The 13,212-nt window shown below is 57.2% G+C and carries 11 protein-coding genes; 4 read left to right on the top strand and 7 right to left on the bottom strand.

Annotated elements, in window-relative coordinates; translation table 11 throughout:
- The 3 genes from LA04_RS12675 to LA04_RS12665 form a co-directional block, all read left to right on the top strand.
- Window positions 1–3,706 (top strand): hemagglutinin repeat-containing protein (locus tag LA04_RS12675; RefSeq protein WP_200882525.1); only part of this gene is annotated, 3,706 nt, incomplete at its 5' end.
- The gene (locus LA04_RS12670) at window positions 3,706–4,167 is read left to right on the top strand and encodes a hypothetical protein (RefSeq protein ID WP_047651829.1); all 462 of its coding nucleotides are present in this window, start codon (window positions 3,706–3,708) and stop codon (window positions 4,165–4,167) included. The genes LA04_RS12675 and LA04_RS12670, both read left to right, overlap by 1 nt.
- Before the next feature lie 542 nt (window positions 4,168–4,709).
- On the top strand, window positions 4,710–4,940 hold the full coding sequence (locus LA04_RS12665) for a hypothetical protein (RefSeq protein WP_047651828.1): 231 nt from the start codon (window positions 4,710–4,712) through the stop codon (window positions 4,938–4,940).
- A gap of 40 nt (window positions 4,941–4,980) precedes the next feature.
- Here LA04_RS12665 and LA04_RS12660 read toward each other — a convergent pair whose 3' ends face one another.
- From LA04_RS12660 to LA04_RS12645, 4 genes are all read right to left on the bottom strand, one after another.
- Window positions 4,981–6,069 carry an AAA family ATPase gene (locus LA04_RS12660; RefSeq protein ID WP_047651827.1) on the bottom strand — a complete coding sequence of 363 codons (1,089 nt, stop codon included), beginning with the start codon at window positions 6,067–6,069 and terminating at the stop codon, window positions 4,981–4,983.
- Window positions 6,070–6,215: 146 nt separating this feature from the next.
- A complete protein-coding gene (locus tag LA04_RS12655; protein ID WP_047651826.1) occupies window positions 6,216–7,175 on the bottom strand; it encodes a YbgA family protein in 960 nt (319 codons plus the stop codon).
- Between the two features lie 102 nt (window positions 7,176–7,277).
- Window positions 7,278–7,688 (bottom strand): hydroxyisourate hydrolase, encoded by a 411-nt coding sequence (uraH, locus tag LA04_RS12650; protein WP_047651824.1) that lies wholly within the window; start codon window positions 7,686–7,688, stop codon window positions 7,278–7,280.
- Between the two features lie 115 nt (window positions 7,689–7,803).
- Window positions 7,804–8,514, bottom strand: a complete 711-nt coding sequence (locus LA04_RS12645; RefSeq protein ID WP_047651823.1) for a MerR family transcriptional regulator — start codon at window positions 8,512–8,514, stop codon at window positions 7,804–7,806.
- A gap of 117 nt (window positions 8,515–8,631) precedes the next feature.
- Here LA04_RS12645 and LA04_RS12640 point away from each other — a divergent pair, with 117 nt between their 5' ends.
- The gene (locus tag LA04_RS12640) at window positions 8,632–9,156 is read left to right on the top strand and encodes a lipocalin family protein (protein ID WP_047651822.1); all 525 of its coding nucleotides are present in this window, start codon (window positions 8,632–8,634) and stop codon (window positions 9,154–9,156) included.
- A gap of 3 nt (window positions 9,157–9,159) precedes the next feature.
- Here LA04_RS12640 and LA04_RS12635 read toward each other — a convergent pair whose 3' ends face one another.
- From LA04_RS12635 to LA04_RS12625, 3 genes are read right to left on the bottom strand one after another with little or no spacing between them, the layout of a single operon-like run.
- Complete coding sequence (locus LA04_RS12635; RefSeq protein WP_047651836.1) at window positions 9,160–10,170, bottom strand: fimbrial protein; 1,011 nt, start codon at window positions 10,168–10,170, stop codon at window positions 9,160–9,162.
- Window positions 10,170–10,688, bottom strand: a complete 519-nt coding sequence (locus tag LA04_RS12630) for a fimbrial protein (RefSeq protein ID WP_047651821.1) — start codon at window positions 10,686–10,688, stop codon at window positions 10,170–10,172. Before LA04_RS12630 ends, LA04_RS12635 begins: the two co-directional genes overlap by 1 nt.
- Entirely contained in the window at window positions 10,679–13,204 is a 2,526-nt protein-coding gene (locus LA04_RS12625) for a fimbria/pilus outer membrane usher protein (protein WP_047651819.1), read from the bottom strand. Before LA04_RS12625 ends, LA04_RS12630 begins: the two co-directional genes overlap by 10 nt.
- Window positions 13,205–13,212: the final 8 nt, after the last annotated feature.

The following is a 13,212-nucleotide window of genomic DNA, read 5'->3' as shown; positions in this document are numbered from 1 at the left end:
CGCGGGCGGCAACCTGCTGGTGAATGCCGGGCACAACCTTGACGTGACCGCCAGCGACCTGAAGGCGGGCGGCAGCGCGGGGCTGAGCGCGGGCAACGACCTGAACCTGAACGCGGAGCAAACAAGCGAAAGCAGCCGGAAAGGGAAAAGCGAGTCCCACAGTACCGGGCTCGACCGCACCACGATTTCCGCAGGCGATAACCTGGTCCTGAAGGCCGGGCAGGATATCAACGCCCAGGCCGCCGCGCTGGCGGCGGAGAAAAGCGTCGGGCTGCAGGCGGGTCGCGACGTGAATCTGGCTGCGGAAGAGACCACGCAGGGCGACAGCTACAGGTCAGGCAAGAAAACCGTTATTAACGAGTCGGTTCGCCAGCAGGGAACCGAGATCGCCAGCGGGGCGAATACCCAAATCCTCGCCGGACGCGATGTCACCACCGAAGCCGCGCAGGTGACGGCGAAGGGCGATATCGGCGTGGCGGCAGGCCGCGACGTCAATCTCAATACCGCAACCGAAAGCGATTATCACTACAAAGAGCAGACCAAAACTAAGAAAGGTTTCCTCAGCAAGAAAACCACCCACACCATCGAGGAGGACAGCGCGACGCGTGAATCCGGCTCATTGCTGAGCGGCGATAACGTGCAGGTCGTTGCGGGCAATAACCTGCTGGTGAACGGTTCCGCCGTGGCGGGCGATGGCGACGTGCAGCTTAAGGCGGGCAACAACGTCGATATCGTGGCAGCCACGAACAGCGACACCTCCTGGCGCTTTAAGGAAGAGAAAAAATCCGGCCTGATGGGCTCGGGCGGGATTGGTTTCACCATCGGCAGCAGCAAAAGCACGCACGATCTCCGTGAGAAGGGCACCACCCAGAGCCAGAGCTTCAGTACGGTGGGTTCGACGGGGGGTAACGTCGCGATTTCTGCCGGAAACCAGGCCCACATCGGCGGCGCGGATCTTATCGCCGGGAAGGATTTAAGCCTCAGCGGCGACAGCGTCATCATCGAGCCGGGGCACGACAGGCGCACCCGGGATGAAACCTTCGAGCAGAAGAAAAGCGGGCTCACCGTGGCGCTCTCCGGCACCGTCGGTAGCGCTATTAACAATGCCGTGAGCGCGGCGCAGGAGACCAAAGAGCAAAGTGATGGCCGTCTGAAAGCCCTTCAGGCCACCAAAACGGTGCTGTCCGGCGTGCAGGCCGGGCAGGCAGCGGATATGGCGGCAACCACCGGCGACCCGAACGCAATGGGTGTGAGCCTCTCGCTGACGACCCAGAAGTCGAAATCACAGCAGCATGCTGAGAGTGATGCGGTGGCAGGCAGCTCGCTGAACGCAGGCAACAATCTTGCCATCACCGCGAACGGCAAAAACAAAGGTGCAAACAGCGGCGACATCGTGATTGCGGGCAGCCAGTTGAAAGCCGGGGGCGATACCACGCTGGATGCACAGAACGACATTCTGCTGTCCGGCGCGGCGAATACCCAAAAAACCAGCGGCAAGAACAGCAGCAGCGGTGGCGGTATTGGGGTGAGCATCGGTGCCGGAGGTAGCGGTGCGGGTATCAGCGTGTTTGCCAACGTTAACGCCGCGCACGGCAAGGATAAAGGCAACGGTACCGACTGGACCGAAACCACAATCGACAGCGGTAAAAACGTCACCCTAAAAAGCGGGCACGACACCGTGCTTGATGGCGCCCAGGTTAACGGCAATAAAATCGTGGCAGACGTTGGTCACGACCTGCTGATGCGCAGCCAGCAGAACAACAGCGACTACGACAGCAAGCAGACCAGCGTTGCGGCCGGGGGCAGCTTCACCTTCGGCACCATGTCCGGTTCAGGCTATATCAACGCCAGCCAGGACAAGATGAAGAGCCGCTTTGATTCGGTAGCCGAACAGACCGGGCTGTATGCCGGGGACGGCGGCTTCGACATCACCGTGGGGCATCACACCCAGCTTGATGGCGCGGTTATCGCCTCCACCGCCACGCCGGACAAAAACAGCCTCGATACCGGGACGCTGGGCTTCAGCGATATCCACAACGAAGCGGACTTTAAAACCTCGCACTCCGGTATCAGCCTGAGCGGCGGCGGCAGCTTCGGGGATAAATTCCAGGGCAACCTGCCGGGCGGCATGATCTCCGCTGCGGGTAATAAAGGCCATAAGGAAGGCACCACACAGGCCGCGGTGGCAGAGGGCTCCCTCACTATCCGTGACAAGGCAAACCAGAAGCAGGACGTGGCCGATCTGAGCCGCGACACCGAACATGCCAACGACAGCATCAGCCCAATCTTCGACAAGGAGAAAGAGCAGAACCGCCTGAACGCAGTTGGGATGATCAGCGACATTGGCAGCCAGGTGGCGGATATTGCCAGGACGCAGGGTGACCTGAACGGGCTGAAGGCGGCCCAGAAAGTATCCGGCGCAACACTCCCCGCAAATGCGACGGAAAAAGAGCGCCAGGATTATCTGGCGAAACTGCGAGATACCCAGGCATACAAAAACGTGATGGTGACGTACGGAACCGGCAGCGCCATGCAGCGCGGCATCCAGGCAGCTACGGCAGCTCTTCAGGGACTGGCGGGCGGCAATATCGGAGGGGCGCTGGCGGGCGCGTCAGCACCGGAGCTGGCGTACATTATCGGTCACCGTGCAGGCATTAATGACGACACGGCGGCAAAAGCGATTGCCCATGCTATCCTCGGCGGCGTAACCGCAGCGCTTCAGGGCAACAGTGCCGCAGCGGGTGCTGTGGGGGCCGCATCCGGCGAACTGATTGCGACAGCAATCGCCAGACAGTTCTATCCGGACACAGACCCGTCGAAACTGACGGAAGAGCAGAAGCAGACCGTGAGTACGCTGGCATCTGTTTCAGCGGGCATAGCAGGCGGAATTGCCGGGGGAAATACGGCTGGTGCGGCGGCTGGAGCCAGTGCCGGGAAGAACAGTGTTGAGAATAACTTCTTTGGTAAGGCTCTGGTAGAAGGATGTGCGATTGCAGCTCCTTGCCGTACCAAAGTCGCCGAACAGTTACTGGAAATTGGGGTAAAAGCGGGCATTACCGGGATTGTTGCGAAGGAAATAGCGGATAAGATCTCTGCTGAAGAGCTGGATCATCTGGTCACCCTGAAAATGATGGGCAATGATGATATTACCAGCAAGTATCTGGGGCTGCTGGAAGGTAAGTATGGCCCCTCCAATACAGGTGGTGATCAAATTGCTGACTCAGGGCCAACAAATACAGGTGGCAATCAGACCGCTACCGGAAATACCCCATCGCATACGGGGAACAATCAGCTTTCTGGTCAGGGTGCGACACATACCGGAAACACAGACGGTGTGCCGGATACTGGCGGCAATACCACTGTTACACCGATCCCAGATGGGCCAAATAAGGATGATTTGGCGTATTTATCAGAGGATAATAAATACGTTCCTAGCCCTAAACATGCTGCTGGTGGCTGGGGAACCCCAATGGATTTGAGCGACAGCAAAGCGCAAGAGGTTTTAAATAACTCAATCCAAGGCGGTAAGCAACGTTATGGTGTAACGGATGGGAAGGTTTATGAATTTCAACCAGATAATGTAGGGGGGTGGCATGGTTATCCGATCCCTGGCAATGAGGCACCACCAAAGGTTTTGAGAGAGCTATTATCTCGTGGTGATATTAGTAAAGTCGAATACAACAAAATGATAAAAGGTAAATTGTAATGAACAAGCTAAATATTACTTCAAAAAACGTTTGTTTTTATAATGAACCACAGCTTATTGAAATTTCAGTAAGTGAACAAAAAACACACACTCTATATGCAGGGTACGTAGACTTACATAATTTAGTTGGGTGGCTAATAGACAATGAACAGGTAATCAGGAAGGAAAAATTTCCTTCAGACTTGACTGAAGAATGCTTTATAGCAAAAAAAGTAGCTGAATTTTATGAGTCTCTGGATACAGAGAATGATGAATTAATTGACTTAATGTTTGAGTATCGGTCATCTCATTGCCTTAGGTTTGGTTGCCGAGGCACTGATTTTCCCGAAATTTACATCGGGAAAATAAATAATAATTATGAAGTTTCATTGTTAAGTGAAAATGACGCATGGAGCTATTTATTTGATATAGATGACTTTTATTGCAAGGTTAAAGCCTTGGGCAAAGGGTTGGGGTTATGATCATTAACATGTTGGAAACTCATTTCTTATTTCGATGGTTATGAATAGTTAGGTCACCTGACAACCTGCGGTCTTCATATTCGATGATAAAACATTAGTTCCTCTTGTGATTGAGGAGCAGTAGCATGATCGGGAGAAAAAGGCGCTTCGGGGAAAAAAATTGCCTGGTCGGAAGAGCAGTAGGCGAAAACAGCTGTAACTAACAGAAGGAATAGCGAAAAATAGTGTTCGCCATAGAACCTGCGTTGAAAAGAGTTGTTGTTGAGAATAACTCGCTGGATGATATCGTAGGGCTGCTTGCTTCGGGGCTAACATCGACGTATTAATTCGACAAGCTGAATAAGGGAGAAGAGGAACTGTTCAGGCGGGAATAATGTGCCGGCTTAAGTCCGAGCACCTGCGGTGCCAAAATGTATGATCAGCACCGTGTAGCACTGAAATATATGGCCTCTCTTGGTGTGGACTTCTTACCCATTGCTCGAGTTATCAAAGGATTGCGGAGACGGATCTGCAGTAGATTACCTGACCATTGTAATAGGTATATGATGATTAATCCGCGACTAAAACTTTTCTTATTACTGGTATTACTCTGGATGTCAGGCCTCTTTATCACCATGGCTGCAGGCCGTCTGCTAATTGCAGCGGCCTCGTATCTCTTCCTTAATGATTTTGATTTCAAGTGGAGCGACTTGATTACTGCGCTCAAAATCTCTGTAGGCGCAGGGTTCATCATTGGAGGGGGGCAGTCCCTGCAGGTGAAAGAGAAAAAATGAAAATTTCATTTTATTGGGCTTCAAAGGAAGAGAATGCGGCTTACCCTAGCCTCTCCACCCTGGTCTCCCCCTCCACCATAGACAACTGATACAGCGAAAACGACCTTTGCTTCTCAATCAACTTCGCCAGCTCCGGCGAGTGGCTGGTGAGCCAGATCTGCGAGTAGCGGCTGGCTTCGGCGATTAGGCTCGCCAGGGCGGGCAGCATCTGCGGGTGCAGGCTATTTTCCGGTTCGTTCAACGCGATAAACGCCGGTGGGCGCGGGCTGAGCAGCGCCACAGCCAGGCACAGAAAGCGCAGGGTGCCGTCGGAGAACTCCGCTGGTTCCAGCGGTCTGCTCAGCCCCTCGCGCTGCATCATCATGCGAAAATGCCCGCCGGTGTTGTCGCTGTAAAACACGCAGCCGGGAAAGGCCTGGTCAAGAATGCGCATCAGCAGCAGCTCGTCGCCGATCTCCACGATGGTCTGAAACGCGGCCGCCAGGTTGGCACCGTCGCTGGCCAGCACCGGGGAGCGGAAACCGACCTGCGGGGCGCGCATCGCCGAGCCTATTGATACAGAAAACTCATGATAAAAGCGCCAGTTACGCAGGGACTCGCGCATCTGCGACACTTCCGGGTAAAGGTGCGGTTCGCCGAGCTGCCCGAACACCGATTCGTTCTCGTATAGCGTGCCGCTGTGGGTCACTTTCTCGTGATGCACGTTGTTCAGAAACACCGCCTGGTTCTTACGCTTCATCAGCTGTGACGAGGGCCGACGGTGCTGGCCGCTCAGCCAGATGGACTCCTCTTTGATCACCGGATCGAGCTGAAACTGCGAGGGATAGGGCAGCTTCTCCACAAACCCGACCTGCAGCTCGTATTCGTAGGTCTCTGTTTCCACCGCGAGGTTCATCCGCCGCAGCTGGTCGCTGCGGGTTTTGCCTGCCCAGAACACCTTCAGAATGCCACCCTCGTTTGCCAGCGCCTGGGAAAACTGCCCCTGCGCGGCGCTGTGCATCAGATGTATCGCCTTGTAGATATTCGATTTTCCGGTGCCGTTCGGCCCGAAGACGATATTAAGCTGCTCCAGCTCCAGCGACATCTCGCGGATGGAGCGGTAGTTTTGAATGTGCAGGGTGTTGATCACAGGCAGGCCCCTTTCGCAGAATAAGCCTGTATATAATCACAGTCTTTGAGGTTAAATGCAAAAAAAGAGACGACAGTGAGGATGTCGTCTAAACGGGGTACTGCTTTGGGCCTCTATGGGTCAATGGGGCCTTCGCATTTTTATGATCACTTGACTGCCAGACGCAGACCCAAATCATCAGGATAGGGATCAAAGTAGTTTTGCGTCATCAGATACCGGTCGGGGTATTCGGCCAGGTAGTGCTTCAGCAGCGTGATCGGGGCGAGAATAGGCAACTGTCCGTTGCGATAGTGCAGGATCACGTCGCGCAGCTCGCCGCGCTGGCGGGTGTTCAGCTGGTTACGGAAATACCCCTGAATATGCATCAGCACGTTGGTGTGATTCTTCCGCGAGGCGGGTTTTTTCAGGATGGTCATCAGCTTTTCCCGGTACGCTACGAAGAAGGCGTCCAGGTCTTCCCACTCGTGCAGCGAGGCAACGAACGGGCCGATTTCACGGTAGCCCGCCTGATGGTGCGCCAGCAGCTGAAGTTTGTAACGGCTGTGGAAGTCCAGCAGCGCGCGGCGCGTGAGTCCGTTTTTACGCAGCGTGTTTAGCTCGTGCAGGGCAAATACCCGCTCGATAAAGTTTTCCCGCAGCACCGGGTCGTGCAGCCGACCGTCTTCCTCGACGGGCAGCCACGGGTAGGTTTCAAGAAGGGCGGCGGTGAACAGCCCGACGCCCTCCTTGCGGCCCCGGTTGCCGTTTTCATCGTACAGCCGCACGCGTTCCAGGCCGCAGCTTGGGGATTTTGCACAGACGATAAATCCCGACAGATCGCCGATTTTTGGCAGATAGTCCGCCGTAAAGTCGGCCATTTTCTGCGTGAGGTCATCATGAGGCGGCTTGCTGAAACGGAGCTGCGTTTCGCCGCTTTCCGTCAGCGTCAGGCGTATGGCCGGGCGAGGCGTCGGGAGGCCGATGGCCATTTCCGGGCAGACGGGCCTGAAATTGACCCACTGGGCCAACTCATCCATGACGAAGCCCATACGCTTGTGTCCGCCGTCAAAGCGAACGGCGGATCCGGTCAAACATCCGCTAATACCGAGCACAGGTTTCGTTGTCATGGTGTAGTCCTCCCGTTCATATAATTAAAACTTACACAACATGACTAATTTGTCCAAGTATTCGCGGAACTATTTTTTTTATTCCTTTAGAATCAATGCGTATTAACTGCCCTTGTAGGTCGAGTAACCGTACTGGCTCAGCAGAAGCGGGATGTGCAGCTTCTCGTTGGTACGGGTCACGGTAAACAGCACCGGGATCTCCGGGAAGAAGGTGTCCAGCTTTTTGCCGTGGAAGTACTCTGCGGTTTTGAAGGTCACTTTATACACGCCAGGCTGCATGTCCTGATCCTGCGGATAGAGCGATTTGATGCGTCCGTCATGGTCGGTTTTGCCGCTGGCAATCGGAGCCCATTTGTCCTGCTGCTGTTTCTCCAGCGTAACGGTCACGTCTGATGGCGGCATCCCGGTTTGCTGGTCGAGAATGTGGACGCTCAGCGTGCCGGCAGGGGCGCTAAAGGCGGCAGGGGCAAAGGCCATCGAGGCCAGGATCAGCAGAGGGGCAGTTTTTTTCATGGTGTTTTCCTGTTGAGTTATACGTCACAGGAAAACGTTAGCATCTGCGGCGCGGGAAAATATTCAACTTTTCGTGAAGATTCCCGCAGGAGAAAATTATCAGAGGATAATCACTTCAAGCGGATACCTGCTGCTGCCACTGCTCCACCTGTTTTTTCCGCCCGGCGGTGAGTTTGCCGCTGGTGACCAGAAGCCATTTACGCTCCGGGAAAATTTCCGGTGCCAGCGCGTCAGGCGGAACCGGCAGGATGTCGATTCGGTGGCCCTGCCCGGTGCGCGTTAAGGCTTCGAGCCAGATCTCGCACGGGTCGTTCAGGTGCCAGCCGCTGAGCAGAATGTTATCGCCCGGCGCTTTTTTATCACCCTCGAGGCAAAACGAGGTGTAGGCGATGATGATGCCGTCGAGGACCGCGCGCAGGGTCATGGCGGCGGCGACGTTGGCCGAGACCTGGCTGCGCAGCGGGCGCAGCACGTTCGCGACCAGCTCCGGCCTTGGGTACTCGCGTCCGGCGTCGTAAATCATCTGGCGCAGGGACTCGACCTTGCCGTCCTGCAGACGTTGCAGCATGTTCTGCTGCAGGGTTTGCCAGTTGTTGGTCCGTCCCGGCGTTGGGCGTTCCAGCAGCAGTTTGACCTGGCCGATCGGGACGCCTTTTTTTACCCAGTCGAGGATTTTGAGGGCCTGCTGAACGTCCTCATCGCTGTACTGGCGGTGGCCGCCTTCCGTGCGCTCTGGCTTAAGTAAACCGTAGCGACGCTGCCACGCCCGCAGGGTGGTGGCGGTGATGCCGCTGAGTCTGGCGAATTCGCCGATGGAGTAAGCCATGTCCGTGTCCAGAGTGGAGGAATACTCTCAATATACTACGAATTTTCCCGAACGGGATGAAGCGCCGAAACGGTGCACTACACTTAACATCCAACCGTGCAAATGAAAGGAATTCTCATGAAGCTATGGCCTGTTGTGACCGGTGTTGCCATTGCGCTGACGCTGGTCGCCTGTAAATCCCCTACGCCACCGAAAGGCGTGCAGCCTATCACCAACTTCGAAGCCAGCCGCTATCTCGGCAAATGGTACGAAGTCGCCCGTCTGGAAAACCGCTTTGAGCGCGGGCTGGAACAGGTAACCGCTACCTACGGCAAGCGCAGCGACGGCGGTATTAGCGTGCTCAACCGGGGCTACGATCCGGTGAAGAACAAGTGGAACGAGAGCGAAGGCAAAGCGTACTTCACCGGCGAGCCAACCACGGCCGCGCTGAAGGTGTCGTTCTTCGGCCCGTTCTACGGCGGCTACAACGTAATCAGGCTGGACGATAAGTACCAGTACGCGCTGGTCAGCGGCCCGAACCGCGACTACCTGTGGATCCTGTCGCGCACGCCAACCATTCCGGATGCGGTGAATCAGGATTACCTGAACACCGCGCGCAGCCTGGGCTTCCGGGTTGACCAGCTGGTGTGGGTGAAGCAATAGCCCCTACTGGTAGGAAAACGTAATGCTGGCCAGCGCGTTGGCCGAGCCGGGGACCAGTTCGCCGGTTCGGATGTACTGCGCCTGGAACGGTAACGTGAGCGTCTGCGCCGCCGTGGTGCTCTGGATAAAGAACTGTCCGGTCGCACCCGCGGCCGAGCTGTCCGGCCCCATCGTCAGCGGCCCGCTGCCGTTGTAGAAAAACTGCACCCCAACGCCGGACGCCGTGGAGTCTCCGGTCAGCGTCACCACCGACGAGGTGTTCGACGGCGTGGTCTGATCGGTCATCACGGCGTGAACCGCCACGTTCGCGTCGCAGGTCAGGCCGACGGTAAACGTTCCCGATGGCGACGTGCTTCCCACCGTGGGCAGAGTGCGAATATCAATGGTGCCCAGCGCCACGCTGGCGTTTTTGCTACCGACCGTACACCCGCTGGCGGTCACCGTGATGGTGGTCGGGCTGATAATCACCTGCGCCGTTTTCGTTTCGTTGTTATAGGCGGTGAGCACCGCGGCGTTGATGGTCGGGATGTTATAGACGCCGGATTTCAGGGCGGCACCGGTTTTAATAAAGGTGACCTTTGCAGACCAGCCCAGATCCTGGGCAAACCCACTGGTGCCCTCTGCCGGGTAGCTTTGCGTGATACCGGTTTGCAGGGGAATATATTTTGTACTCTTAAAATCCTTCAGCCCGATGATATACCCCACGCCCGGTACGCCGGTCTCAAAAATGGTGTAGTTTACGCCGTCGACGGTGACCGTCGAACCGCTTGAGATGGCGCTGCTGCTGGGCTGCAGCGTGCCTTTGCTGCAGGTAAAAATAAGCCCGCACCAGAACACCTGCTGCACGCTGGCGGTGGCGCTCCAGGTCGATCCGATAATGCTGCCCGGCACTACGGAGTCCGCTGGCCCGCTGTAGGTCATCGGCTGAGGGGAGAGCGTAATGTCCGATTTCCAGTCCAGCGCCTGCACGCTGGCGCAGAAAAGTAATCCGCCGAGAAGAAACGCTAAACGCATCATAGATACTCCGTTGTCCAGGTGGCGAGGGCTGACACATCACCGGCGCTCACCGGCGTAGCGGTGGCAACCAGCTGCGCGTAGAAGGTCATCTGTACGCTGTCATCCCCCGCGGTTCCGTACGCTGCGGTCTTTGTATTCAGGGGAATGAGTACGCTCTCTTTATCGAGGATCTGCACCGCCACGCCGGTAGCGCCACCGTCGGCAATTTTCAGCAGCTGCGGGTTGACATCATCCGGCGTACCGCTGAAGCGAATTTTTACGCCAGCAAAGGTTGGCCCGCACGCTTCAAGCCTGAGCGTGAAGGGCGTTTTGATATTGCTCACGGCCCCGGCACGGTTGAACTGTTTAATACCAATGGTGCCCAGCGGCACGTTTTGCTCCCCGGAGTCCTGCGCTACCACGCAGGTGTTGCCGATCAAATTGCCGGTGACGGAGACCAGCACGTCGTAGCCGCGAACGGGGAGCGTGAAAACCAGCAGCAGCGCAATGCAGCCGATCCTAAGCGTTACTGACATACCACCTCCTGAGAATAAAGACCGGTGCGGGCGCTATAGTGCTGCTTGTTTAAGGCGTAGGTAATGGCGCAGCGCTGGCGGCTGCCGCGGCCCCACACGGCGTTCAGCGTGCCCTTCTCGGGCAAACCGGAGAGATACAGGCTGCCGCCATCGCCGACGATGCCGCTGGTTTTGTCATCATCGAGCGAGACCAGCGTGCCGAAGGGGAGCACGTCGTTGCCGTGACGCACGATAAACATCGCTTTTGCCCCCTGGTGCGTGGTGAAGGTGGCGCGAACCAGGGCACCGTCGGTAGGCGTTTTGTTGGCGATGGCGTTTTCCAGCTCCACGTCGTTGCCGGCGGTCGTCACGTCCAGCGCGACCTGGTTAACGCGATACGGCGTGGCGTACGGGATCACCGCGTAGCCACGGCCGTCCGTTTTGATGCCCTTATGGTTAAGCACGGCGACGCTGCTGGCCCCCGGGGCTTTTACCAGAATGTTGGTGTTCCCGAGCGGCTGGCTCAGCGTCAGGCCATCTTCATGCACTACCGCGCCGCCGCTGATGCCGTAGCTGAGGTTGCGGGAGTCGCTGGCGTAGCTGTAGCCCAGGTTGTAGTCTCCCCACGCGCCTTCGTACTGCAGAGTGGCATCGCCGCCGTAGTGCTGTCGGGAGCTGTAGCGCTGGTTGACGCTATAGAACAGGTTTTCCTGGCCCGGCAGGTAGCCGCTCACGCCCGTGCTGGTGGTTGTGCCGGTGGAGTCTGCATGGGTTGTGGTAAAGCGCGCGCGGGTCGACAGCGTCGGGTTGCCCAGCGGGACCGAAATCGACATCGACAGGATGTTATCTTTCTTGTCGTCATACAGGCTCGAGCTTCGCTGGACGCTGACGCCAAGCGACACGTTGCGAAACGTGGCGTTCCACGCAAACTGCAGGCTTTGCGTGGTATTTGACGTGTTCCAGTAGGTCTGCTGATCCCACGACAGTGACAGCGAGCCGTATTGTCCCATCGGCTGCGACAGCAGCAGCTGGTTTTTTGCCTTGCGCGACATGCGCAGGTTGTACACGGTGTCGTATTGGGTGGTGACGGTGCCATCGTCTTCCACCGTCTGCTTTGGCGATCCGCCCGACATCCCTTTGTACGTGGTGTCGCTGAGGGTATAAAACCCTTTCGTGGAGTAGCGCAGGGAGAAGAAGTTAACCCGCGTGCCAATGTCGTTCAGCAGCTTGCTGTAGCGCAGGCGCACCGAATCACCGGTATAGTGCCGATCGTCCGCCAGCTGGCTGCGGGCGTGGGTCAGGTCGATGGAGTAGGCGCCAAAGCGGCCGAGGTTCTGCCCAAACCCGAGGGCCAGGCCGTTATAGCGATCGGCAAACTGCGCCCCGCCGTAAAACGTCAGGCCGTATCGCCAGCCGTAGAACAGCTCGCCCTGCGCGAAAGAGGGCGCATCCTGATTGCCCGTTGGACGGTACTTGCCGGCACCGAAGGCATATTTCACCTGTCCGTTACGCACAAGGTTCGGCACGCTGGCAAAGGGAAGCGTGTATTGCGTTTTGCTGCCGTCGTTCTCCTGAATGGTGACCGCCAGATCGCCGCCCGAGGAGGTCGGATAGAGATCTTTCAGCACAAACGCCCCCGGCGGGACGGAGGTTTGATAGATGATGTTGCCGTTCTGGCGAACCGTGACCGTGGCGTTGCTGCGCGCGATGCCGCGGACTTCAGGCGCATAGCCGCTGAGGCTGGCTGGCAGCATGTTGTCATCGGTTTTCAGGGCGATACCGCGCAGGCCGACGGAGTCGAACACCTGCGCCGAGGTGTACGTTTCCCCGGCATATACCTGCGCGCGCAGGGCGTGAATATCGCGCTGCAGCCAGGTCTGCACGTGGGTGAGCTCATTGCTGTCTTTGGTCCACGTGGTGAAATCACGCAGCCGCCACGCGCCCAGGTTGACGCCGCTGTTGAGGCTCGCAAACAGCTGCTGTTCCCGCGTGCGCGTCTCGCCGCGATACTCATTGTTCGAGCCATTCACCACGTAATTCAGCCACGCGGCAGGAATGCCCGCCTCCCAGCTTTCCGGGCTGACGTACCCGCGCGGCAAATTGCGCATCGCACTTTGCGGTACGGTGAAGCTCAGGGTGAGCGTCTTCTGGTCCAGATCAAACTGCGTATCCGCAAACGCCTTCGTTAAGAAGATGCAGCGCTGCGCCAGCGGCAGGTCGCCGCCCTTCGCCTGATGGCTATCGATGCCCAGCGCGGCGAATTGTTCAGGCGTGAGGCAGGGCAGCGCTTCACCCGTGCTGTCTTCAGCAAGGCGGAACGTGACGTTACCCGTGAACGCATAATTCGTATTGATATACACGTTGAGGTTGTAATCACCCGGCGGCAACGCGCTCCCGGCGTTGACCCAGGCGAGATCGGCGCTGTTTGCGCTCTCGCCGTTGAGGAACGCGGGATTAAATTGCAGCTCGCTTTCAGCAGCCACGGCTTGCCGGATCACCAGGGAGAGCACCGTGGCGCACAGGATTTTTATTTTCACGTGGTCAC

The organism is Enterobacter sp. UCD-UG_FMILLET, assembly GCF_000762975.1.
GTDB lineage: Bacteria > Pseudomonadota > Gammaproteobacteria > Enterobacterales > Enterobacteriaceae > Enterobacter > Enterobacter dykesii.
The sequence above is the reverse complement of the archived record's forward strand: the minus strand, read 5'-3'. Positions and strand labels throughout refer to the sequence as shown.

Excerpts from the sequence above, each read along its gene's own strand:
- LA04_RS12630 (WP_047651821.1), bottom strand. The coding sequence starts at position 10,688 with ATGTCAGTAACGCTTAGGATCGGCTGCATTGCGCTGCTGCTGGTTTTC.
- LA04_RS12665 (WP_047651828.1), top strand. The coding sequence starts at position 4,710 with ATGATGATTAATCCGCGACTAAAACTTTTCTTATTACTGGTATTACTC.
- uraH (WP_047651824.1), bottom strand. The coding sequence starts at position 7,688 with ATGAAAAAAACTGCCCCTCTGCTGATCCTGGCCTCGATGGCCTTTGCC.
- LA04_RS12635 (WP_047651836.1), bottom strand. The coding sequence starts at position 10,170 with ATGCGTTTAGCGTTTCTTCTCGGCGGATTACTTTTCTGCGCCAGCGTG.
- LA04_RS12645 (WP_047651823.1), bottom strand. The coding sequence starts at position 8,514 with ATGGCTTACTCCATCGGCGAATTCGCCAGACTCAGCGGCATCACCGCC.
- LA04_RS12655 (WP_047651826.1), bottom strand. The coding sequence starts at position 7,175 with ATGACAACGAAACCTGTGCTCGGTATTAGCGGATGTTTGACCGGATCC.
- LA04_RS12640 (WP_047651822.1), top strand. The coding sequence starts at position 8,632 with ATGAAGCTATGGCCTGTTGTGACCGGTGTTGCCATTGCGCTGACGCTG.
- LA04_RS12670 (WP_047651829.1), top strand. The coding sequence starts at position 3,706 with ATGAACAAGCTAAATATTACTTCAAAAAACGTTTGTTTTTATAATGAA.